A 20,957-nucleotide genomic window follows, 5' to 3' on the forward strand; every position below is an offset into this window, starting at 1 on the left:
GGCCCCGGACTGGGCAGGAGCCGGATAAAACGAACCGGAAAACAAGGCCCCGACCGTCGATGACGGGCGGCGCCTTATTCCGCCCAACCCAGGGAGGCTGGAAGGGGAGCAGGGCGCCGGGCGGTTTCTGCGCCAGTCGTCGCCTTTGGGAACTGGCGTAACGGCCCACGAACGGATAAGCCGTTCCCGTCTTTTCTGGATGGCGCCCATGATCACGCTCTATTGCTTTCGCCCCGCTCCCGGCCTGCCCGATCTCAGCCCCTTCGTCGTCAAGGCGATGACGCTGCTAAAGCTCGCGGGGCTGGAATATGAGCTGAACGACAAGGGTTACGCGCGCGCTCCCAAGGGTAAGCTTCCCTATATCGACGACGAAGGGGTCATCGTCGCCGATTCGACCTTCATCCGCTGGCATATCGAAGAGACCAGCGGCTTCGACTTCGACGCGCATCTCTCGCCCGAACAGAAAGCCGCTGGCTGGGCGGTCGAAAAAATGTGCGAGGAGCACCTCTATTGGCTGATCGTCCGCGACCGCTGGATGGACGAAGCCAATTTCGAGCGGGGTCCAGGCAGGATCTTCGACCGGGTTCCCGCGCCCGCGCGGGCCCTCGTCAAGCGGATGATACGCGGCAAGGTGAAGAAAAGCCTTCATCTTCAGGGCCTGGGCAGGCACAGCGCCGAGGAGGCCGCGCGGCTCGGGGTCAGGGACATCGAGACCCTTGCGACGCTGCTCGGCGACAAGCCCTATCTCTTTGGCGAGGACCCCTGCGGAGCGGACGCCACTGTTTTCGCCTTCATCGCAGCCACGCTCTCGCCGTCCTGGGAGTCGCCGATACGCGACGCCGCCGTCGCCGCCTCCAATCTCGTCGCCTATCGCGACCGGCTCATGAACCGCTTCTTCGGCGATATGGCGTAGGTTCGTCGAGGAGCTGCGCGCGCAGGACGAAGGTCTGGCGATAGGCCAGCAGCGCTTTCTGCTCCCAATCGTCGCCGCCCAAAGAGAAATAATCGAAAGCGGCCCGGCTCGGGAAACGCCAGCTGTCAAAAAAGACGACCCGACGCGCGCCGATGCTCCGAACCGTGGTCCAATGATCCCAGGGATGGTCTATCCCTATGATGGCGGAGGTTTTTTCGCCTTTGTTCCTCGGCGCCGCATAATCCCGCAGGAAAGCGAAGAACAGTTCCGGGCTCTCGAAGCTCTTGCGCCGGGCCGGGCGGGTGAACCGCAACTCTTTGCGATGCTCGCGCCAGATCCAGTCCTTTGCGGTCGCAAGCAGCGAAGCCACGCCGCCGACTTCGGTGCCGGCATAGACGATGCGCGGAAAAAGACCGGGATTCCGGCGGCAGAGCTCCTTGAAAAGTTTCAGATCCTGAATTTCCGAATGGTCAAAAAGCAGCTTGCAGGCGTTCAGCACGGCGTAGATGGCGCACATGCCGTCGACATGACCCTGGCGTTCGGGCGCAGGAGACTTCTTCTTTCTGGTCATAGCGAAACCAAAAACCCGGCCGCACGGGACGCGCGACCGGGTTTTAAGGCTAGGACTCGTTGGCCGACCCGACAAGCGGCGGCGCAAAAAACTCGAGCTTTGCAGTTAAGCCGCGCTTAACCGACTATTTCGTTGCCCGAGAAAAACTGGGCGATTTCAACGACTGCCGTCTCGGGAGCGTCCGAACCGTGAACGGTGTTCTCGCCGACATTGAGCGCGAACTCCTTGCGGATCGTGCCTGGCGCGGCGTTGGCCGGATTGGTCGCGCCCATGACCTCGCGGTAGTGGGCGATGGCGTTTTCGCCTTCGAGCACCTGCACCACCACCGGCGCCGCGGTCATCTGCTCGACCAGCTCGCCGAAGAAGGGGCGCTCTTTATGCACGCCGTAGAAGGTCTCGGCCTGCTCGCGGGAGAGGCGGATGCGCTTCTGCGCGACGATGCGGAGCCCCGCCTTTTCGATCAGGGCGTTGACCGCGCCGGTGAGGTTGCGCCGCGTCGCATCGGGCTTGAGGATGGAGAAAGTGCGTTCGATCGCCATGGGCGCGCCGTCTCATGTGTTGGAGTTTAGGAAAACAAAGGCGCCGCGCTTATAGCGGGCGGGGGATGCAGGGGCAAGGCGGCGCGAGACAGGCGCCTCGCCTTCACGCCCAGGCCGCCGCGATGGCCAGAAAATCGTCGGCGCGCAGGCTGGCGCCGCCGACCAGCGCGCCGTCGACGTCGTCGACGCTCATCAACTCCCGCGCATTGGAGGGCTTCACCGAGCCGCCGTAGAGAATTCTGACCCCTGGGCCCTGGCCGGCTCCCAGCGCAGCCTCCAGCCGCTCCCGGGCGAAACCGTGCATCCGGGCGACGTCCTGCGGCGTCGGCGTAAGGCCGGTGCCGATGGCCCAGACCGGCTCATAGGCGAGAACGATCCGATTCGGCGCAAAGCCGGGCGGAACCGAGCCGGCGATCTGGGAGCCCACCACGTCCTCGGCCCTGCCGGCCTCGCGCTCCTGCCGGGTCTCCCCGACGCAGACGATGGGGGTCAATCCGGCGGCGAGGGCCGCCAGCGCCTTGGCCCGCACCAGCGCGTCGCTCTCGCCATGGTCGGCGCGACGCTCGCTGTGGCCTATTATGACGAAGTTCGCCCCCGCGTCCGCGAGCATGGCGGCGGAAATATCGCCGGTATGGGCCCCGCTCGGCTCGCTATGGCAATCCTGCCCGCCGAGAAAGACGCCCGCCGGCGCGGCGATCGCCGAAGCGGCGGCGAGCAGGGTCGCGGGCGGACACAGCAGCAGGTCGATTCTGGAGCGTGGCGCGCCGGCAAATCCGGCGGCGACCCGTTGGACCTCGGTCAGCGCTGCGCGCAAGCCGTTCATCTTCCAATTGCCGGCGAGCAGCGGGCGGCGGACGAATGTCATTGAAACCCCGAAAAAACGAAAGCGCGGCTGTCGAGACGATCCATAATCAAGCTCCGGTTATTTTCCAATAGCCTGCCGCCTTGCGCGCAACCGGGCGCGTCCCTTCGCGAAAGGCCGCTCACCGGCTGCGTTTGCGTTTCTTGTCGAGATCGAGCGACTTGCCGAGGATGTGCTTGTCCCTTCCGATCACATGGGCGCTGGAGCCCACGATCAGGGGGTCCGGGCCGCGGATCAGGCGATGATCCTTGTTCGGATATTCCAGCGCAGACAGAAAGTGCTGCATGCAGTTGAGCCGCGCGCGTTTCTTGTCGTCGGATTTGATCACTGCCCAGGGCGCGTCGGCGGTGTCGGTGAAGAAGAACATCGCCTCTTTGGCCTCTGTGTAGTCGTCCCATTTGTCGATCGAGGCCCGGTCTATGGGAGAGAGCTTCCACTGCTTCAGCGGATCGGTCTGCCGGGCCCTGAAGCGCCGCACCTGCTCCTCGCGGGTGACCGAGAACCAATATTTGAACAGCCTTATGCCCGAACTGACGAACATGCGTTCCAGTTCCGGGCATTGCCGCATGAAGTCGAGATATTCGTTGGGGGTGCAGAAATTCATCACCCGCTCGACGCCGGCGCGGTTGTACCAGGAGCGGTCGAAGAAGACGATTTCGCCGGCCGCCGGCAGATGCTCGACGTAGCGCTGGAAATACCACTGGGTGCGTTCGCGTTCGGAGGGCTTTTCGAGCGCCACCACGCGAGCCCCGCGCGGATTGAGATGCTCCATGAAGCGTTTGATCGTGCCGCCCTTGCCGGCGGCGTCGCGGCCCTCGAACAGAACGACGATGCGCTGGCCGGTCTCCTTCGCCCAGTTCTGGGCTTTCAGCAGCTCGACCTGCAAAGGGAGCATATGCTCGAGGTAGAATTTTTCGCCGAGGCGAGACGAATAGGGAAACTCTCCGGTTTCGAAAGCCTGACGGATGGCCTCGGAATCCGCACGCCGCATGTGGCGGCGCCGTTCGGCCTCGGGCTGGTCTTCAGGAGAGGCGGAAACCACCTCGGGGGCGGCCGCCGGCTGCCCGGCGGAAAGCGCCGACTCCGCCGCCTTATCGAGAATCTCGTTCATTTTTCCTCATGGCCTTTCAGAAACAGGAGGCCGGCGCCCGGCAAATCCGCCAAATCTCAAATTACCGCGTCAAAGGCGGCAAGTGCGCAAATCGCCGCGGACCCGGCCGAAGACGCGCGGCCGCCCCGGAAAAGCGATTTCGCCGGAAGTCCGCCCGCCCCCCGAACGCCGCCGCCCGGCGGCTGAAAGGCCGACAATCCCGGACTTGCGCGAAGGTTCCCCGTTCCGGGCCCTTCGCCAATTGCAACATAGGCCCGCCATCCCTATAGTCCCGCGCCAAAAAGGGGCGGGAGGCGCCCCATTGGTTTAAAAATCGAGGAAACGGCACATGCTCGAGGGGCTTCGCGTCGCGTCGCAAAACTGGATCGGACGCGCCATCATGGGCGTCGTCATGGGCTTCATCGTGATCAGCTTCGCGGTCTGGGGCATCGGCGACGTGTTTCGCGGCTTTTCCTCCCAGCGCCTGGTGAAGATCGGGGGCGGCGAGGTCACGGTGGAGGCGTTCCGCTCCGCCTATCAGAACGAGCTGCGCCGCCTTCAGCAACGCCTGCGCCGCGCCATCACCAATGAGGAGGCCCGGCGCGCCGGTCTCGACCAGCAGGTTCTCGACCGCCTGATCACCGATGTCGCCCTCGACCAGAGGGCGCGCAGCCTCGGCCTCGCGATCAGCGAAGAGGACACCCAGCGCCTGCTGAAGGCCGAGAAGGTCTTCCAGGGTCCCGGCGGCCAGTTCGACGCCGACCGTTTCAAGCAGATCGTGCGCGACGCCGGCTTCAGCGAACGCAGCTTCGTCAACGACCAGAAAGGCGCTTACCTGCGCAAGGAGATCACCGACGTCGTGACCGCGGGGCTGGAGCCGCCGCCCGTCATGCTGGAGGCGATCTTCCGCTTCCGCAACGAGACGCGCGCCGTCGACACGATCCTGCTGCCCCCCTCGGCGGCCGGCGCCGTGGCCCCTCCGACCGAGGACGAAATCAAGAAATATTACGCAGACCACGAGGGAGCCTTTCGCGCCCGGGAATATCGCAAACTGACCACGCTCGCGGCGACGCCGGCCGCGCTGGCCAAGCCCGCCGAAGTGGCGGATGACGAGGTCCGCAAGCTCTATGACGAGGTGAAGAGCCAGCGCTACGGCGCGCCGGAGAAGCGCGAGGTCGGACAGATCGTGTTCAAGACCGAGGCGGAGGCCAAGGACGCGCTGACGCGCCTCAAGGGCGGACTCGACTTCAGCGCACTCGCATCCGAACGCAAGCTCAATCCCAAGGACGTCGATCTCGGCCTCGTCTACGAGCGAGATTTCGGCGACCCCAAGGTCGGCGCCGCCGTATTCGCCCTTCCCGCGCCCGGCTTCGCCGGCCCGACAGCCACGCCTTTCGGTTTCGTAGTGTCCCAGATCCGCAAGATCCAGCCGGCGGTCTTCTCCAAGAGCTTCGATCAGGCCCAGAGCGAGCTGCGCAAGGAAATCGCGGCCCGCAAGGCCGCTCCCGAAGTGCGCCGCATCCACGACGCCATCGAGGATCAGCGCAGCGCCGGCAAGAGCCTCGCCGAGACCGCCAAGGCGGTGGGCGTCGAGATCCGGGAGCTCGAGCCGGTCGACGACCAGGGCCGGGGCAAGAACGGGACAGCCGTAGCCGACCTGCCCGGCGGAGCGGATCTGCTCAAGGCCGCTTTCGCCTCCGACAAGGGCGTCGACAACGAGGCGGTCTCCGTCCGCGACGGCGGCTATGTCTGGTTCGAAGTCGCCGACATCGAACAGGCCCGTCAGCAGAGCTTCGACGAGGTCAAGGCGCAGGTCGAATCGAAGATGCGCAAGGACGCCGAGGAAAAGGCGCTCGCGGCCAAGGCCAATGAACTCGTCGAGCAATTGCGGGGCGGAAAACCGATCGACAATCTTTCCGGCGAGCTCGGCCTGCAGGTGAAGCGCGTCGCCGACCTCAAGCGCGCCAACCGGCCGGATTTCCCCGCCTCGACGATCATCCAGTTCTTCGAGGTCCCGCTCCACGGCGCCGGGAGCGTCGCCGTCGACGGCGGACAGCTCGTTTTCGTGGCCGCGGAGTCCACCCTGCCGAAATTCGACGCCTCCTCGCCCGAGGTTCTCGCGATCGCCGAACAGCTCCGGCCGGCGCTGCAGAACGACCTGCTCGAGCAATATGTCGGGGGGCTCGAAAAGGCTATGAACGTCCAGATCAACCAGAAGGCGCTCGAAGCCGCATTGGGCGGAGAGGGGGAAAAGTGACCCTCGAGGCGTGCGAACCGTCCTTTGAAGCATTCTCCGCGGATTACGAGGCGGGCCGCGCCTGCCTCGTTTCGGTCCGCCTCGTGGGCGATCTCGAAACTCCGGTTTCGGCCTATCTGAAACTTTCACGGGGAAGGAAGGGCAACGCCTTCCTGCTCGAATCGGTGGAAGGCGGCGCGGCGCGGGGCCGTTATTCGATGATCGGCGTCGACCCCGACGTGATTTTTCGCGTCCGCGGCGACAGGGCGGAAATCAACCGCACCGCGCTCGAAGACCTTTCCGCCTTCACGGCCTGCGCCCGGCCGCCTCTGGAAGCGCTACGCGATCTCATCGCCGAATCGGCGGCGCCCCAGCGCGAGGGCCTGCCCCCGATGGCGGCGGGCGTGTTCGGCTATCTCGGCTACGACATGGTCCGCCAGATGGAGCGTCTGGCGCCGGCCAAGGAAGACAAGATCGGCGCCCCCGATGCGATCCTGCTGCGGCCCACCGTCATGGTCGTGTTCGACAGCGTTAGGGACGAGCTTTGCCTGGTGACCCCGGTCCGCCCTCGCGCCGGCGTTTCCGCCCGGGCCGCCCATGAAGCCGCCCAGATCCGGCTGGAGCGCATCGCAGCCTCGCTCGAGCAGCCGCTCGACCACCGCGAGGCCGAAGCGGATGCGCTGCTGCAGGCGCAAAAGCCGATCTCGAACACGCCGCCCGGGCGCTTCCTCGAAATGGTCGACCGCGCCAAGGAATATATCCGCGCCGGGGATATTTTTCAGGTCGTGCTGTCGCAGCGCTTCACCGCGCCATTCACCCTGCCGGCGCTCGCGCTCTACCGCGCCCTGCGCCGAATCAACCCCGCCCCGTTTCTGTGCTTTCTCGATTTCGCCGATTTCCAGATCGTCTGCTCCAGCCCGGAGATTCTGGTCCGTCTCGCCGACGGCAAGGTCACGATACGGCCGATCGCGGGCACGCGCTGGCGCAGCCCCGACGCCGGGGAAGACAAGCGCCTCGAACGCGAGCTGCTCGCGGACGAAAAAGAGCGCGCTGAACATCTCATGCTGCTCGATCTCGGGCGCAACGACGTCGGCAGGGTCTCCCGCACCGGCACCGTGCGGGTCACGGACAGTTTCGCCATCGAACGCTACAGCCATGTCATGCACATCGTCTCGAACGTCGAGGGCGAGCTCGATCCGGCCCATGACTGCATCGACGCTCTGGCGGCCGGCTTTCCCGCGGGCACCGTCTCCGGGGCCCCGAAAGTGCGCGCAATGGAGATCATCGACGAACTCGAAGTCGACAAGCGCGGCATTTACGGCGGCTGCATCGGTTATTTCGGCTCCGGCGGGCAGATGGACACCTGCATCGTGCTGCGCACCGCGGTCGTGAAGGACGGCCAGATGCATGTCCAGGCGGGCGCGGGCGTCGTCTACGACAGCGAACCCGCCGGCGAGCAGCGCGAGTGCGAGAACAAGGCCATGGCCCTGTTCAGGGCGGCCGAGGAAGCCGTGCGTTTCGCGACGCGCGCGCGCCGCGGCCAGTAGGCGGCGAGCGTCGCGCCAGACCGAGGACTTGGAGCGCTTGCCGATCGCGAAAGCCCGCCGGCTCTTGCGATTGGAATACGCTCCGGCGACCGCGCGTGCGGCAAAGGAGCGCCGATGGCGGATCCCATGAATTACGACGACGCCGACGATCCCTACAAAGCCATCCGGGTCGGCGATCCGGGGGGCGCGGGCGAAGGCGCCAAATGGGGCCGTCTCCTCACCCGCTTCATGCGCGTGATGGCGGTGTTCTGGCTGCTCCAGGGCCTGCTGCAATGGCAGGCGATCCTGGCCGCGAAAACCCCGATCTTCGACGCCATGCCGCAGAGCGCGGCGCTGGCGGTCATTCTCTTCAGCGTCCTCGATCTCGTCGCCGGCGTGGGGCTTTGGCTCGCGACGCCCTGGGGCGGCGTCCTGTGGCTCCTGATCGCGAGCGCCCAGATCTTCGTCGCCGCCAGCATGCCGCGCTTCTTTGCAGGCGGCTATTGGCTGATCGGCGTCAATCTGGTGCTGATCGTGCTCTATTTCGCCCTGACCTTCGAAGCGGGCCGCGATTTCGAAACGCAAAACATGATCGACCGCCGGCGCAGACGAAAAGGCGCCGGCCAGGGCGCGCCGGCGGAGCTGGGCGGGGCGTCCGAGGCCGGTGCGGAAGCGCCCGCCGCGCCCCCGCCTGCTTCGGCGAAGGGCAAAACCGCCGTTGGATCGGCCGATCCGGCGCGCCATTCTCCCGCCGCCGCCGCAAAGGGCGGCAAGCTTTCGCGCTGACGGGCGCCCTCGGGTGTCCGGGGGACGATTTCCCCCGCAGCTCGCGATCCGCGACCGGCCCTGAAGGGCGGTGGACAGGCGGATCGGGGCTGCGATGGTTAAGCGATTTTTAGAGTAAATCGCTTGTTTAAATTCACCCTCGATTCACTGCAATGCGAGCGTTTCTGGTAAACGACGGATTCAGCCTGTTACTTAAACTGGTTTTCATTCGAACCCGCTAAATTCTCCTAATGAACGCCAATCAATAGATGCTTCAACGTATCTTTGGAATAGACGGAGAGGACGCATGAACACCGCCACGAAAACAGCCCCTCAGCAGGCGCGCGCCGAACGCATCGGCGAAATCCGCCCGGTTTATCTCGAGGCTCTGACGCTCGTGGAGCGCCTTCATCGCCGTCTGCTCGATGTCATCAAGGACGAATTCGACCGCCGCGACCGCGGCGACGTCAATTCGGTCCAGGCGCTGCTGCTGTACAACATCGGCGACAAGGAGCTGACCGCCAGCGAGCTGCGCACCCGTGGTTACTACCTCGGCTCGAATGTTTCCTACAATGTCAAGAAACTGGTCGAGATGGGCTATCTCCATCACGCCCGCTCCCGCGTCGATCGCCGCTCGGTGCGCATCAGCCTGACCCCGAAAGGCAAGGAAGTCCACGACATCGTGGCCAATCTCTATGAAAAGCACGCGATGACGGTCGAGCAGATCGGCGGCGTGACCACCGAAGAATTCAAGATCCTGAACACCTCTCTGAACCGCCTCGAGCGCTTCTGGACCGATCAGATCCGCTACCGCCTCTGATCGGCGTTTATTCTTCCTCCCCTTCGACTTCCCTAAGCCGGACCGGCGTCTCCCCTTGCGGGAGAAACCGTCCGGCTCTTTTGTGCGTCGGGCGCCGCTCCCGGGCGGCGGGGAAGCTGAAGGTCGCCGGCGGCCGACGCCGCGAGAATGGTTGCCTCGGAGCGCGCGCGAGCCTATTGAAAAAGAAAAAGCGCTCGCCTGCGAAACCGGACCGCACATATGGCCAATGTCACGCTGATCGACAATTACGACAGCTTCACCTTCAATCTCGTTCATTACTTCGGCGAGCTCGACGCGAAGGTCACGGTTCACCGCAACGACACGGTTTCCGTCGCCGAAGTCCTGGCCGAGGCTCCCGACGCCATCGTGCTCTCCCCCGGCCCCTGCACGCCGCATGAAGCGGGGATCTGCCTCGACCTCATCGCCGCCGCAGCCACGGAAATCCCCATCTTCGGCGTTTGTCTCGGCCATCAGGCCATCGGCGAGAGCTTTGGCGGCGAGGTGGTGCGGGCGCCCCTGCCGATCCACGGCAAGATGGCGACCATCGAACATAAGGGCGAGACCATCTTTCGCGGCATTGACGGCCCGTTCCAGGCGACGCGCTATCATTCGCTGGTCGTCAAGCGCGAAACCCTTCCCTCCTGCCTACGGGTGACGGCGACGACCCCGGACGGGCTGATCATGGCGCTTTCGCATGAGAGCCTTCCCGTCCACGGGGTCCAGTTCCATCCCGAGAGCATCACGTCTCAGCACGGGCACAAGATCCTGCGCAACTTCCTCGAGCTCGCGCAGGAGTGGAACGACTCCCGGCCGAGGCGGGCTAAGGTCGCGTGAGCCGTTTCAGGAGCATTCTCGCGGCTCTCGCCGCGGGCCATCCCTTTTCGCAGGAAGAAGCGCGCGAGGCCTTTTCCCTGATACTGCAGGGCGAAGCCTCGCCGGCGCAGCTCGGGGCTTTCCTGATGGGGCTGCGCCAACGCGGCGAAAGCCCGCAGGAGCTGATCGGCGCGGCGCAGGCGATGCGCGCCGCCATGCTGCCGGTCGAGGCGCCGACCGAAGCAATCGACATCGTGGGCACCGGCGGCGACGGCGCCAACACCTATAATATCTCGACCCTTTCCGCGATCGTCACGGCGGCCTGCGGCGTAGCCGTCGCCAAACACGGCGGCAAGGCCGCTTCGTCGCGCTCCGGGGCCTCCGACGTGCTCGGGGAACTCGGCGTGAAGGTCGGGCTCGACCCCGCCGCCGCTTCGGCCTGCCTCCGCGAAGCCGGCATTTGCTTCATGGCGGCGCCGACCCACCACCCCGCGCTGCGCCATGCGGCGCCGGTCCGCTCCGAACTCGGCTTGCGCACCATTTTCAATCTGCTTGGGCCCATCTGCAATCCCGCCGGCGTCGAACGGCAGGTTCTCGGGGTCTATTCCCGCAAATGGCTGGAGCCGATGGCCCTGGCGCTGCCGGAGCTCGGCTCGCGCAATGTATGGCTGCTGCACGGGAGCGACGGGCTGGACGAAGCGACCACGACCGGCCCCACCTATGTGGTCGCGCTCGAAAACGGGGCGTTGCGCTCCTTTGAGATCTCGCCCGCCGACGCCGGTCTGCCTCTCGCGGCGGCGCAGGATCTGGTCGGGGGAGATCCCGCCTTCAACGCCCGCGCCTTGCGCGACGTGCTCGGCGGAGCCAAAAACGCCTATCGCGACATCGCGACGCTGAATGCGGCGGTCGCCCTGATCGTCGCCGGAAAGGCCAAAAACCTCAAGGAAGGCGCGCAGCTCGCGGCGGAGGCGCTCGACAGCGGCGCGGCCGGCGAGAAACTGGAGCTTCTTGCGCAGGTCTCCAACCGCCTCGCCGCGCAGGCTTAATTATCGCGGCGCCGGGTCAACCCGAGCCGCCGGTTCTGTGTTATTATTCTTGGGAGGCAGGCGGCGCGGCGCCGGGCTGTTCTCCAGGCTGAACGAAATGACCGACATTCTGCACAAGATCGAGTCCTACAAGCGTATGGAAATCTCTGAGGCGAAGGTGCGGATGCCTCTCGCCACCCTGGAGCGCAATGTGAGGGACCATGATCCTCCGCGCGGCTTCATCCACGCCATCGAACGCAAGCTGGACGAACGCCGCATCGCCCTGATCGCGGAGGTCAAGAAGGCCTCTCCCTCCAAGGGCGTCATCCGCGCCGATTTCGATCCTCCGGCGCTCGCCCGCGCTTATGAGGCCGGCGGCGCCGCATGTCTTTCGGTCCTCACTGACGGGCCGTCTTTCCAGGGTTCGCTCGAATATCTCGAAAGCGCCCGCAAGGCGACGCATCTTCCCGCGCTGCGCAAGGATTTTCTTTACGACCCCTATCAGGTCTTCGAGGCGCGGGCTCATGGCGCCGATTGCATCCTGATCATCATGGCCGCCGTCACCGACGCCGAGGCCAAGGCCCTCAACACCGCCGCGCACGACCTGCGCATGGATGTCCTCGTCGAGGTCCACGACGAGCGCGAGCTCGATCGCGCCCTGGCGCTGGAGACGCGGCTGATCGGCTTCAACAACCGCAATCTTCATGATTTCACGGTGTCGCTGGAGGTCAGCGAGCGGCTGGCCGAGCTCGCGCCGAAGGACAAAATCCTCGTCGCCGAGAGCGGCATCGCCTCGCATGAAGACTGCCTGCGGCTCGAAAAATCGCGCATCTTCACCTTCCTCGTCGGCGAAAGCCTGATGCGCAAGCATGACGTCGAAGCCGCGACGCGCGATTTGCTGAACCCCGCCCCCGCCCGCGCCTGAATGAGCCGCCTCACCCATATCGGCCCGCAGGGCGAAGCGCATATGGTCGACGTGTCGGAAAAATCCGCCACCAGACGCGTCGCGATCGCACAGGGCGCGGTCGTGATGGCGCCCGAGACGCTCCGGCTCGCGATCGCCGGCGACGCCAAGAAGGGCGACGTCTTCGGCGTCGCGCGGGTCGCCGGAATCATGGCGGCCAAGAAAACCCACGAACTGATCCCGCTATGCCATCCGCTCGCTCTCTCCAAGGTCGGAGTCGAGATAACGCCGGACGACTCTCTGCCCGGGCTGCGCGTCGCGGCCGAGGCCAGCCTCGTCGGCAAGACCGGCGTGGAGATGGAGGCGCTGACCGCGGTCGCGGTGGCTTGCCTCACCATTTACGACATGCTTAAGGCGGCCGATCGCGGCATGCGCATAGAGGGCGTCGAGCTGGTCGAAAAACGCGGCGGCAAGAGCGGCGAGTGGCGGCGCGGAAAGAACGACGATGGCTGAAAAGAAACTGCTCGGCGTCGATGAGGCGCTGGCCCGCATTCTGGAACAGGCCCAGCCGCTGGATTCGCCCGAAACGCTTCCGCTCGCGCGCGCCCTCGGCCGCACGCTGGCCAAAGACCTCATGGCCAGACGCACCCAGCCGCCGGTCGATGTTTCGGCGATGGACGGCTATGCGGTGCGTTGCGCGGACTTCTCGCAACCGGGCGCGCGGGCGCGGCTCGCAGGCGAAAGCGCGGCGGGCCATGGCTACGGAGCCCCCCTGAAGCCGGGCGAATGCGTGCGGATTTTCACCGGCGCGCCGGTTCCTGCCGGCGCCGACGCGATATTGCTGCAGGAAGACTCGATCGCCGAAAGCGGACTGATCGGCGCGACGGCCGCGCCGGAGCCGGGGCGCCACATCCGCACCCGGGGTCTCGATTTTCTGGAGGGGGCGCCTGCGCTCGGCCGCGGGATCCGGCTCGGGCCCGCCGAACTCGCGCTCGCCGCCGCCTCGAACCACGCCGAGCTTTGCGTCGCGCGCCGCCCGCGCGTCGCGATTCTCGCCAGCGGCGACGAGCTGGTCGCGCCCGGAGTCGAGCCGGGGCCGTCGCAGATCATAAGCTGCAACAATGTCGCCGTCGCCGGTTTCGCCGAATCCGCCGGGGCCGAGGTGATCGACCTCGGGATTTTCCGCGACGACCTCGCCGATCTCAAACGCGGCCTGGCCCAAGCGCGGGAATCCCGCGCCGATGTGCTGGTGACGCTCGGCGGCGCTTCGGTCGGCGATCACGATCTGCTGCGTCCGGCGCTCGCCGCCGAAGGCATGACGCTGGATTTCTGGCGCATCGCCATGCGGCCGGGCAAGCCGCTGATCTTCGGCCGGCTGGGCGAAGCCTTCGTTCTCGGCCTTCCCGGCAATCCGGTGGCCTCCTTCGTCTGCGCGCTGGTGTTTCTGGCGCCTTTGCTGCGCGCGCTGCAGGGCGATCCCGAGGCGGGCGCCGACAAATCCGAAAGAGCCTTGCTCGGCGTGGATCTTCCCGCCAACAAGGCGAGGCGCGATTTCATGCGCGCTGCGCTGTCCGAGGATTCCGCGGGCCGGCTCATCGCGACGCCCCAGCCCCTGCAGGATTCCTCGCTCCTGACCGAACTCGTCCGCTCGCAGGCTTTGTTGCTGCGCGAGATCGGCGCTCCGGCCGCCGGGGCCGGCGATCCCTGCCGCATTCTGCGGCTGCGCTAGAGTCTTTGATGTTTCATGGAACCATGAAAAGACTCTAAGTTTTTGTTTTAACGCGTTTCCTGCGCCGAACCGGCATCCGCTTCGGCTGGAAACGCTCTAGGACCGAGGCGGCATGAGCTTCGATGCGGACTACAAGCCTGCGCGCGTGGTCGCCTCGCCCAATCACGGCGAGCGCTTGCGCCCGATCGGCGCGCTCATCCTTCATTATACCGGAATGCCGACGCCCCAGAGCGCGCTCGATCTGCTGTGCAGCCCCGAGGCCGAAGTCTCGGCGCATTATTTCGTCGACGAAAACGGCGAGGTGCTCCAGCTCGTGCCGGAGTCCCGGCGCGCCTGGCACGCGGGCAGGAGTTTTTGGGCGGGAGAGACCGATCTCAACTCCGCCTCCATCGGCGTCGAGATCGTGCATCCGGGCCACGACGATCCCCGCCCCTATCCGGCCGCGCAGATCGCCGCGGTCGTGGCGCTGGCGCGGGATGTCTGCGCGCGCTGCGCCATTCCTCCTCATCGGGTGCTGGCCCATTCCGACATCGCCGTCTCGCGCAAGATCGACCCGGGCGAGTTTTTTCCCTGGGACGTTCTCGCTGCTTCCGGCGTCGGCCATTATGTGAAGCCCGCGCCGCTCGCCGGGGAGGAGGGCCTCGGCCTCGGCGCCTGCGGCCAAGAAGTGAGCGCGCTGCAACGGCGCCTCGCAGCCTATGGCTATGCGGTCGCGCCCAGCGGGGTGTTCGACGAAGACACCACCAAGGTCGTCGCCGCTTTCCAGCGCCATTTCCGGCCGCAAAGGGTCGACGGCCGCGCCGACGCATCCACTCTCGCGACGCTCGACCGGCTGCTCGAAGGACTCGCCCCATGAACGAACCCAAACCCGTCGCGGTCGTCACCGGAGCCTCCACCGGCATCGGCGAAGACTGCGTCCGCGCCCTGATCGCAGCGGGGTTCTTCGTCTTCGGCTCGGTTCGCAAGGACGCCGACGCCGTGCAGCTGAGGAAGCGCTTCGGCGAGAATTTCGCGCCCCTGTTTTTCGATGTCACGGCGCGGGAAGCGATCGCTTTCGCGGTCGAGAAGGTCGAAGCGCATCTTGCCGGACGCAAGCTCGCGGGCCTCGTCAACAACGCCGGCGTCGCGCTGTCCGGTCCGCTGCTCCACCAGCCGATCGAGGAGTTCAAGCAGCAGTTCGAGGTCAATCTCTTCGGTCAATTGAATGTTGTTCAGGCCTTTGCGCCGCTGCTCGGGGCCGACCCGGCGCGGCAGGGAAGACCCGGACGCATCGTCAATATGAGCTCGGTCGCGGGGACGCTGGCCATGCCCTATGTTGGGGCCTATGGCGCCTCGAAACACGCGCTGGAGGGTTTTTCCGACGCTTTGCGGCGTGAGCTGATGATTTTTGGCGTCGATGTGATCGTCGTACAGCCCGGCGTGATCAAGACGCCGATCTGGGACAAGGCGGATCGCACCGACATCTCGCGCTACGACGCCACCATATTCGGCCCCGGCATGCGCCGATTGCGAAAATGGGCGATGGAGCGCGGCGCCAATGGCGCTCCCCCGGAATGGGTGTCGAAGGCGGTCGTCCGCGCCCTCACCACCGCAAGTCCGCCGGCGCGCATCCGCGTCGTGCCGAATTATCTTTTCGACTGGGCCCTGCCGCGCCTTCTGCCGACGCGGCTGCTGGATTTTATCGTAGCGAAAAAGCTGGGATTGCTGCCCGCGGCGACGGCCGAAGAAGACAAAAACCCCAGCCCTTAAGCTCAGAACATATCGACCTTGAAGCTGTAGGAGACGCTGAGGCCGATGGTCCATTGGTCGGGCGAGCCGAGATCCTTGATCAGCGGGCTGGCCGCGGCGCTTCCGACGAGGCGATTGTAGCGGACATAGCCGGTCGTGGACCAATCCTCCGACCAGTCATAGGTGAGAGCGGTGGTCGCGCCCACCGAGGCGGCGCTGGCCCAGGCGGTGAAGGGCGGAACCGACAGATTATAGAGCGAGTCCTGCACGGTCACGCCGTAGAGCTTGTTCATATAGGGCTGGTCGCCGAGCCGCAGGCGCGGCCCGATGGAGAAGGTCCAGGGACCGTGTTTCTCCACCCAGTCGAGATAGAACTCCGCCACGTCGCCATGGTGGCCGAGAAGCCCATGCCGAAGCTCGGCGCGGGCGCGCAGCTTCTTGAACGCCCACATCTCGGCGAAAACGCCGCCCTCCAATATCCAGTTGATGTCGTGAATGCCATGGAGCTCGCCCCATTGGGACTGCTGGCGCGGACCGCGCAGCCGCCCCGACGCGCCGACTTTCAACACGCCGTTGTCATAGAGCGCGAAGCCGGGAGCCTCGTCGGGCGCGCCGAAACCGACCGTCGTTCCGGGCCGGCGCATCGAAAGGCCGGGGAGCAGGAAAGGCGACAGATTTTTCGAACCGTCCCAGGTGGGGGAAAAACCGGCGTTGGCGCGAAGCGTGACGATCCAGCCGGAGACGGGCGCGGGATCGAGCATGCTCTCGTCCGCCATCGCATTCATCGTAAGGAGCATGGCCGCCGCACAGCCGGTTACGCAGGTTTTCACTGAGGACGACAAGAGAGGACTCCAACAAGGCTGGTTGGGCCTTAACCTCGTTCGTCAACCTTACCGGCTCGCCAATAGACGTAGTTAATCAGTGGTTTGCGTTTACCAAACCAAGTCGTCGCCTGAATTTTCGGTCGCAAAATTTTTTCTTCGACGGCGGCTGTCGCGAAGAGCGTAAGCTCCGCGGCGATCCAGTGGCTTGGCGCAGCTCTGGACCGCGTCCCGCCGCGCTTCGCTCGCGGTCTCGATGACGGCCTCAATGGGACTCGTCCGGATAGCGAAGAAGAGGTAGGATCGCATTTCCGCTGCGGCTTGTTGGGACCTTTCCAAGGCTATATACCTCGAACCGGATATACGGATATCCACCCCGAGGCATCCCATGGCCTATAGCATCAAAGACCCCGAAACCGACGAGATCATACGCAAGCTCGCAAAGGTAAAGGGCAAGCCGATCGTCGAGGCGATCAAGGAAGCCTGCGCCAACGAACTCGAGCGCGAACGGGCCAAAATTCCGTTGTGGGAACGCTTACAGCCGCTTCGCGCGCGGGTTGCGTCCTATCCCGCCAAACCAGAGCAACCATTCGCGAACGACAAAGAGTTTTTCGACGCGCTTTGGAATGACGAGAAATGATGATCGACGCCTCGGCCTTTCTCGCCATCCTCCTGGAAGAGCCGGAAGGCCCGGAGATGGCGCAGCGCATCGCTTGCGCGAAGGCCCCCTATACTTCCCCTGTCGTGGTCTATGAGACCTGCGTGCGTCTGATGAATGCGCGCCAGATCGCCCCGGAGGAAGCGCAAGACATAATGCGCGCATTGCTGGACGAAGCCGCCGTGCGGGTCGTTCCCATCACCGAAAGCATGACCGCCGCCGCCCTCGGCGCCTTCGAGAAATATGGGAAAAGCCGTCATCCCGCCGCTCTGAACTTCGGCGACTGCTTCGCCTACGCCTGCGCCCGCGCCTATCGCGCCCGCCTGTTGTTCACAGGCGAGGATTTTTCGCAGACCAACATCAATGATTCGTCGAGGCGCTGACGGCCGAATGAACAGACGGTAACGCGGCCCCTCGCTCGTCGGCATGAAGCTTCCACACCAAGCCTAGCGCAAAAATAATCATGCTCCCGGCGGCCTTGGGGCTGATCGCTCGCAGTAATGCCCTTGCCGCACTTGCGCTCACCAGCATAAAGTTGAAGATAAGCTTGTTAGGAGGAGTTAGGTGCGCGAATACATTCTCGCCGCGGCCTGCATATCGACTCTCGTTTTTGCTGCATTTTTCGGGTCGTATGCGGGAACGCATTTTCAATTGAATTCTGGTGGCCTGCAGCAAGGTAATGGCTTACTCTTGCACGCGGCCAATAATCCTGAAGGAAAAACGCCGAAAGCTGATTCCTATAATACTTTTTGGTCTAAAGTTGATGACGATCCAATTTCGTATTTTACAGAGTGGCTGACTGTTTTTACAGGATTTCTATTCCTATCCTCTGCAATCCAGATAGGATTCCTCGTTCGCGCCGACAGAACGTCTCGAATTGCCTCCGAAGCTGCTAAAAAGTCGGCAGATATTGCGAGCAAGACACTTGCTGCATCGAACAGGCCTTGGATCAAAGTTAACACAAATATAAACGGGCCGCTTACTTATGAGAAGTTCGCCCCGTATCTTTCTTTTGAATTCGTTCTAGAGAACGTTGGTAAATCGCCAGCCAAGAGCGCTTATATATATTTCGAAGTGCGATGCCAGACCCTTAGTGATGACAAGCCATTTTATCCATTACGCCGCATACGTGAACTTGTGGAAAGCGCTAGGAAACAGTCTGAATACCCTTTCGGGTTTACCGTTTTCGAGGGCACCCCCATCAGCCAGAAAATTGGCACCTACGTTGTGGATATTGACGTCGCCAAATGCATCGAAACCGATTCGTACATCAATCCGGTTCTCATGGGCACTGTCGTTTATAAAAGTGAGTTCGATGATGTCCCCCATGTCACGGGATTCGTGTTCGACATAATGCGCAATCCTGTCCCAAGACCGCTTACGATCGCAAAAAACAGATTTCCGGGCGCCATATTTCCAGACGAAGGTGATGTGCCACGGGCTGATCTGCGGCTGCATCAAAACGCCTTCAACGGCAGCTACGCCGATTGAGCAGCACCACGCTTTCGTTAGGGTCCAGACCCATAAAGTGCTTGGCGTAAAGAGCGGGTTGTGATTCAGGGCTTCCGAAAGGAAGCGCCGATGATTCGCGATCAATTCTGGCTGACAGATGCGCAGTTTTCGAAGATTGCGCCACATCTTCCCACTGACACGCGCGGCAAGGCGCGGGTCGACGACCGCAGGGTCATCAGCGGCATCGTCCAAGTGCTCAAATCCGGCGGGCGCTGGGTCGACGCACCGCCGGAATACGGGCCCAAAAAGACACTTTATAATCGCTATGTCCGTTGGGCCGCCAAGGGCGTCTGGGTCGACTTGTTCCATGCACTCGCTCAAGCCGGCGGGCCGCCGACGGAAGTTCTCATCGACTCCTCGGCGGTGAAAGCGCATCGCTCGGCCAGCGGCGGCAAAGGGGGGAGAAAAATCAGGCCATCGGCCGCTCGCGCGGTGGACGCACAACGAAAATCCACGCGCTGACCGACGCGCAATGTCGACCCATAGCTTTCATGCTCACAGCCGGAAACGTCGCCGATTGCACAGCGGGCGCGGAACTTCTTGCCCATCTTCCGCCTTGCGAAGTCCTCCACGGCGACAAGGGATACGACAGCAACGCCATCCGCCGTAGGATCGAGGACGGCGGCGCACTGCCGAATATTCCGCCCAAGGCCAACCGCAAATGGAAGAACTGCTTTTCGCCGCTCCTCTATCGAAACCGCAACGCCATCGAGCGCATGTTCTGCCGTTTAAAGGATTTTAGACGCGTGGCGACGCGCTACGACAGAAACGCCGTCAATTTCCTCGCCGCCGTTTGCCTCGCTGCCACTGTCAGCTATTGGTTATGAGTCTGGGCCCTAGAACCCATGACAGGCCAAGCCGAACAAACGCGCAACCATTTTGGCTATCGCTCCCCTCCTGGATCGAAGGTAAGGTTGCAGCCTATCAGCCCCCATCCTGCTTGACCTCGCCGCCATTCCGTCCCACCAAGGGAAAAATCCTTTCCCGCGAGCGGAAGACCCATGACCACCGACGCCGAAACCTGCCTGCCGCAACCCATCGCCGCCGAACCCGCGCCGCGCCATCGCAGCCGCGCCGTAACCATCGGAAAAGGCAAGGGCGCGGTGACCGTCGGCGGCGGCGCGCCGGTCGCAGTGCAGTCCATGACCAACACCGACACGGCCGACGTCGATTCCACCGTGGCCCAGGTCGCGGCGCTGGCGCGGGCGGGCTCGGAGCTGGTGCGCATCACCGTCGACCGCGACGAAGCCGCCGCCGCCGTGCCGCACATCCGCGAAAAGCTCGACCAGATGGGCGTCGACGTCCCGCTGGTCGGCGATTTCCATTACATCGGCCACAAGCTGCTCGCCGACCATCCCGCCTGCGGCGAAGCCCTCGCCAAATATCGCATCAATCCGGGCAATGTCGGCTTCAAGGAAAAGAAGGACAAGCAATTCGCCTCCATCGTCGAGCTTGCGATTCTGCACGGCAAGGCGGTGCGGATCGGGGCCAATTGGGGCTCGCTCGATCAGGAGATGCTCACCCATCTGATGGACATCAACGCCGCCGCGAAGGAGCCCATCGAGGCGCGGGCGGTCATGCGCGAAGCCATGGTGCGCTCGGCGCTCTATTCCGCCCAGCGCGCCGAGGAGATCGGCCTCTCGCGCGATCGGATCGTGATCTCGGCCAAGGTCTCGGCGGTGCAGGATCTCATCTCGGTCTATCGGATGCTGGCCCAGCGCAGCGATTACGCTTTGCATCTGGGGCTCACCGAAGCCGGCATGGGCACCAAGGGCGTGGTCGCTTCCGCCGCCGCGCTCGGCGTATTGCTGCAGGACGGGCTCGGCGACACCATCCGGGTCTCTCTCACCCCCGAACCCGGCGGCGACCGCACGCTTGAGGTTCGGGTGGCGCAGGAAATCCTGCAGACCATGGGCTTTCGCACCTTCGTGCCGCTGGTCGCGGCCTGCCCGGGGTGCGGACGCACCACCTCCACCGTGTTCCAGGAGCTCGCCCGCGACATCCAGGCCCATATCCGCGAGCGCATGGCGATCTGGCGCCCGCAATATCCCGGCGTCGAGACGCTCAATGTCGCGGTGATGGGCTGCATCGTCAACGGGCCGGGCGAATCGAAACACGCCGACATCGGCATTTCCCTGCCCGGCACCGGCGAGAGCCCGGCGGCGCCGGTCTTCATCGACGGCCAGAAGGCGATGACTTTGCGCGGCGAAGGCATCGCCGACGAATTCATTCGCATCGTCGATGATTATGTGGCCCGGCGTTTTGGCGCGGGTCCGGCTTGAGCGAGGTCGCCGCGCTTCAAGACATTGAGCATGTTCCGATCCAAAAACCGCTACGCACTTTTTGGGAACATGCTGCGCGGCGAAGGCATCGCCGACGAATTCATTCGCATCGTCGATGATTATGTGGCCCGGCGTTTTGGCGCGGGTCCGGCTTGAGCGAGGT

23 protein-coding genes are annotated in these 20,957 nt (G+C 64.2%); 18 read left to right on the forward strand and 5 right to left on the reverse strand.

The features are described 5' to 3' along the window. Nucleotides 1-208: 208 nt before the first annotated feature. Nucleotides 209-913, forward strand: coding sequence for a glutathione S-transferase family protein (locus H2LOC_RS15395; protein ID WP_136498084.1), 705 nt, complete (start codon nucleotides 209-211; stop codon nucleotides 911-913). On the opposite strand, the gene H2LOC_RS15400 is transcribed toward H2LOC_RS15395, so the two are convergent. From H2LOC_RS15400 to ppk2, 4 genes are all read right to left on the reverse strand, one after another. Then, entirely contained in the window at nucleotides 882-1,484 is a 603-nt protein-coding gene (locus H2LOC_RS15400) for a hypothetical protein (RefSeq protein WP_136498083.1), read from the reverse strand. The genes H2LOC_RS15395 and H2LOC_RS15400 overlap by 32 nt on opposite strands. A 116-nt stretch (nucleotides 1,485-1,600) precedes the next feature. After that, nucleotides 1,601-2,023, reverse strand: coding sequence for a nucleoside-diphosphate kinase (ndk, locus tag H2LOC_RS15405; RefSeq protein ID WP_136498082.1), 423 nt, complete (start codon nucleotides 2,021-2,023; stop codon nucleotides 1,601-1,603). Nucleotides 2,024-2,126: 103 nt separating this feature from the next. Further along, nucleotides 2,127-2,888, reverse strand: coding sequence for a triose-phosphate isomerase (gene tpiA, locus H2LOC_RS15410; protein ID WP_136498081.1), 762 nt, complete (start codon nucleotides 2,886-2,888; stop codon nucleotides 2,127-2,129). Nucleotides 2,889-3,006: 118 nt separating this feature from the next. Then, a complete protein-coding gene (gene ppk2 / locus H2LOC_RS15415; RefSeq protein ID WP_136498080.1) occupies nucleotides 3,007-3,996 on the reverse strand; it encodes a polyphosphate kinase 2 in 990 nt (329 codons plus the stop codon). Between the two features lie 328 nt (nucleotides 3,997-4,324). On the opposite strand from ppk2, the gene H2LOC_RS15420 reads away from it, so the two are divergent. The 11 genes from H2LOC_RS15420 (at nucleotide 4,325) to H2LOC_RS15470 (ending at nucleotide 15,542) form a co-directional block, all read left to right on the forward strand. Next, entirely contained in the window at nucleotides 4,325-6,232 is a 1,908-nt protein-coding gene (locus H2LOC_RS15420; RefSeq protein ID WP_136498079.1) for a SurA N-terminal domain-containing protein, read from the forward strand. Continuing rightward, nucleotides 6,229-7,758: an anthranilate synthase component I gene (gene trpE / locus H2LOC_RS15425; protein ID WP_136498078.1), complete on the forward strand. Its 1,530-nt coding sequence runs from the start codon at nucleotides 6,229-6,231 to the stop codon at nucleotides 7,756-7,758. The genes H2LOC_RS15420 and trpE overlap by 4 nt, the downstream gene beginning before the upstream one ends. 114 nt (nucleotides 7,759-7,872) lie before the next feature. Further along, nucleotides 7,873-8,523 carry a DUF6163 family protein gene (locus tag H2LOC_RS15430; protein ID WP_246206854.1) on the forward strand — a complete coding sequence of 217 codons (651 nt, stop codon included), beginning with the start codon at nucleotides 7,873-7,875 and terminating at the stop codon, nucleotides 8,521-8,523. Nucleotides 8,524-8,809: 286 nt separating this feature from the next. Further along, nucleotides 8,810-9,322, forward strand: coding sequence for a transcriptional regulator LdtR (gene ldtR / locus H2LOC_RS15435; protein WP_136498077.1), 513 nt, complete (start codon nucleotides 8,810-8,812; stop codon nucleotides 9,320-9,322). 219 nt (nucleotides 9,323-9,541) lie between these two features. Continuing rightward, nucleotides 9,542-10,156: an anthranilate synthase component II gene (locus tag H2LOC_RS15440; protein WP_136498076.1), complete on the forward strand. Its 615-nt coding sequence runs from the start codon at nucleotides 9,542-9,544 to the stop codon at nucleotides 10,154-10,156. Continuing rightward, nucleotides 10,153-11,181, forward strand: coding sequence for an anthranilate phosphoribosyltransferase (gene trpD, locus H2LOC_RS15445; protein WP_136498075.1), 1,029 nt, complete (start codon nucleotides 10,153-10,155; stop codon nucleotides 11,179-11,181). Before H2LOC_RS15440 ends, trpD begins: the two co-directional genes overlap by 4 nt. 97 nt (nucleotides 11,182-11,278) lie before the next feature. Then, entirely contained in the window at nucleotides 11,279-12,085 is an 807-nt protein-coding gene (trpC, locus tag H2LOC_RS15450; RefSeq protein ID WP_136498074.1) for an indole-3-glycerol phosphate synthase TrpC, read from the forward strand. Further along, nucleotides 12,086-12,577, forward strand: a complete 492-nt coding sequence (moaC, locus tag H2LOC_RS15455; protein ID WP_136498073.1) for a cyclic pyranopterin monophosphate synthase MoaC — start codon at nucleotides 12,086-12,088, stop codon at nucleotides 12,575-12,577. Then, nucleotides 12,570-13,793 (forward strand): molybdopterin molybdotransferase MoeA, encoded by a 1,224-nt coding sequence (locus H2LOC_RS15460; protein ID WP_136498072.1) that lies wholly within the window; start codon nucleotides 12,570-12,572, stop codon nucleotides 13,791-13,793. The genes moaC and H2LOC_RS15460 overlap by 8 nt, the downstream gene beginning before the upstream one ends. Before the next feature lie 112 nt (nucleotides 13,794-13,905). Then, a complete protein-coding gene (locus tag H2LOC_RS15465; protein ID WP_136498071.1) occupies nucleotides 13,906-14,649 on the forward strand; it encodes an N-acetylmuramoyl-L-alanine amidase in 744 nt (247 codons plus the stop codon). After that, nucleotides 14,646-15,542, forward strand: a complete 897-nt coding sequence (locus H2LOC_RS15470; RefSeq protein WP_136498070.1) for an SDR family oxidoreductase — start codon at nucleotides 14,646-14,648, stop codon at nucleotides 15,540-15,542. The genes H2LOC_RS15465 and H2LOC_RS15470 overlap by 4 nt, the downstream gene beginning before the upstream one ends. A gap of 2 nt (nucleotides 15,543-15,544) precedes the next feature. Here H2LOC_RS15470 and H2LOC_RS15475 read toward each other — a convergent pair whose 3' ends face one another. Further along, nucleotides 15,545-16,363 carry a MipA/OmpV family protein gene (locus H2LOC_RS15475; protein ID WP_136498069.1) on the reverse strand — a complete coding sequence of 273 codons (819 nt, stop codon included), beginning with the start codon at nucleotides 16,361-16,363 and terminating at the stop codon, nucleotides 15,545-15,547. Nucleotides 16,364-16,730: 367 nt separating this feature from the next. Here H2LOC_RS15475 and H2LOC_RS15480 point away from each other — a divergent pair, with 367 nt between their 5' ends. The 6 genes from H2LOC_RS15480 to H2LOC_RS21960 all read left to right on the forward strand — a co-directional run bounded on the left by H2LOC_RS15480 (nucleotide 16,731) and on the right by H2LOC_RS21960 (nucleotide 20,950). Next, nucleotides 16,731-16,982 carry a type II toxin-antitoxin system VapB family antitoxin gene (locus tag H2LOC_RS15480; protein WP_136498068.1) on the forward strand — a complete coding sequence of 84 codons (252 nt, stop codon included), beginning with the start codon at nucleotides 16,731-16,733 and terminating at the stop codon, nucleotides 16,980-16,982. After that, the gene (locus H2LOC_RS15485; protein ID WP_136498067.1) at nucleotides 16,979-17,383 is read left to right on the forward strand and encodes a type II toxin-antitoxin system VapC family toxin; all 405 of its coding nucleotides are present in this window, start codon (nucleotides 16,979-16,981) and stop codon (nucleotides 17,381-17,383) included. The genes H2LOC_RS15480 and H2LOC_RS15485 overlap by 4 nt, the downstream gene beginning before the upstream one ends. A gap of 181 nt (nucleotides 17,384-17,564) precedes the next feature. Continuing rightward, nucleotides 17,565-18,491, forward strand: coding sequence for a hypothetical protein (locus tag H2LOC_RS15490; RefSeq protein ID WP_136498066.1), 927 nt, complete (start codon nucleotides 17,565-17,567; stop codon nucleotides 18,489-18,491). Nucleotides 18,492-18,581: 90 nt separating this feature from the next. Beyond that, nucleotides 18,582-19,339, forward strand: a protein-coding gene (locus H2LOC_RS15495; protein ID WP_425487302.1) for an IS5 family transposase whose coding sequence is annotated in 2 segments (ribosomal slippage) — nucleotides 18,582-18,927 and nucleotides 18,927-19,339 — 759 coding nt in all. Because the reading frame shifts where the segments join, the coding sequence is not laid out codon by codon here. Nucleotides 19,340-19,513: 174 nt separating this feature from the next. Further along, complete coding sequence (gene ispG, locus H2LOC_RS15500; protein WP_136498065.1) at nucleotides 19,514-20,794, forward strand: flavodoxin-dependent (E)-4-hydroxy-3-methylbut-2-enyl-diphosphate synthase; 1,281 nt, start codon at nucleotides 19,514-19,516, stop codon at nucleotides 20,792-20,794. Nucleotides 20,795-20,824: 30 nt separating this feature from the next. Further along, a complete protein-coding gene (locus H2LOC_RS21960; protein ID WP_281350519.1) occupies nucleotides 20,825-20,950 on the forward strand; it encodes a hypothetical protein in 126 nt (41 codons plus the stop codon). Nucleotides 20,951-20,957: the final 7 nt, after the last annotated feature.

The organism is Methylocystis heyeri, assembly GCF_004802635.2.
In the GTDB taxonomy this organism is placed as follows: Bacteria; Pseudomonadota; Alphaproteobacteria; order Rhizobiales; family Beijerinckiaceae; genus Methylocystis; species Methylocystis heyeri.

Coding starts and splice junctions, on each gene's coding strand:
- H2LOC_RS15395 (WP_136498084.1), top strand. CDS start 209: ATGATCACGCTCTATTGCTTTCGCCCCGCTCCCGGCCTGCCCGATCTC.
- H2LOC_RS15400 (WP_136498083.1), bottom strand. CDS start 1,484: ATGACCAGAAAGAAGAAGTCTCCTGCGCCCGAACGCCAGGGTCATGTC.
- ndk (WP_136498082.1), bottom strand. CDS start 2,023: ATGGCGATCGAACGCACTTTCTCCATCCTCAAGCCCGATGCGACGCGG.
- tpiA (WP_136498081.1), bottom strand. CDS start 2,888: ATGACATTCGTCCGCCGCCCGCTGCTCGCCGGCAATTGGAAGATGAAC.
- ppk2 (WP_136498080.1), bottom strand. CDS start 3,996: ATGAACGAGATTCTCGATAAGGCGGCGGAGTCGGCGCTTTCCGCCGGG.
- H2LOC_RS15420 (WP_136498079.1), top strand. CDS start 4,325: ATGCTCGAGGGGCTTCGCGTCGCGTCGCAAAACTGGATCGGACGCGCC.
- H2LOC_RS15430 (WP_246206854.1), top strand. CDS start 7,873: ATGGCGGATCCCATGAATTACGACGACGCCGACGATCCCTACAAAGCC.
- ldtR (WP_136498077.1), top strand. CDS start 8,810: ATGAACACCGCCACGAAAACAGCCCCTCAGCAGGCGCGCGCCGAACGC.
- H2LOC_RS15440 (WP_136498076.1), top strand. CDS start 9,542: ATGGCCAATGTCACGCTGATCGACAATTACGACAGCTTCACCTTCAAT.
- trpC (WP_136498074.1), top strand. CDS start 11,279: ATGACCGACATTCTGCACAAGATCGAGTCCTACAAGCGTATGGAAATC.
- moaC (WP_136498073.1), top strand. CDS start 12,086: ATGAGCCGCCTCACCCATATCGGCCCGCAGGGCGAAGCGCATATGGTC.
- H2LOC_RS15460 (WP_136498072.1), top strand. CDS start 12,570: ATGGCTGAAAAGAAACTGCTCGGCGTCGATGAGGCGCTGGCCCGCATT.
- H2LOC_RS15465 (WP_136498071.1), top strand. CDS start 13,906: ATGAGCTTCGATGCGGACTACAAGCCTGCGCGCGTGGTCGCCTCGCCC.
- H2LOC_RS15470 (WP_136498070.1), top strand. CDS start 14,646: ATGAACGAACCCAAACCCGTCGCGGTCGTCACCGGAGCCTCCACCGGC.
- H2LOC_RS15480 (WP_136498068.1), top strand. CDS start 16,731: ATGGCCTATAGCATCAAAGACCCCGAAACCGACGAGATCATACGCAAG.
- H2LOC_RS15485 (WP_136498067.1), top strand. CDS start 16,979: ATGATGATCGACGCCTCGGCCTTTCTCGCCATCCTCCTGGAAGAGCCG.
- ispG (WP_136498065.1), top strand. CDS start 19,514: ATGACCACCGACGCCGAAACCTGCCTGCCGCAACCCATCGCCGCCGAA.
- H2LOC_RS21960 (WP_281350519.1), top strand. CDS start 20,825: ATGTTCCGATCCAAAAACCGCTACGCACTTTTTGGGAACATGCTGCGC.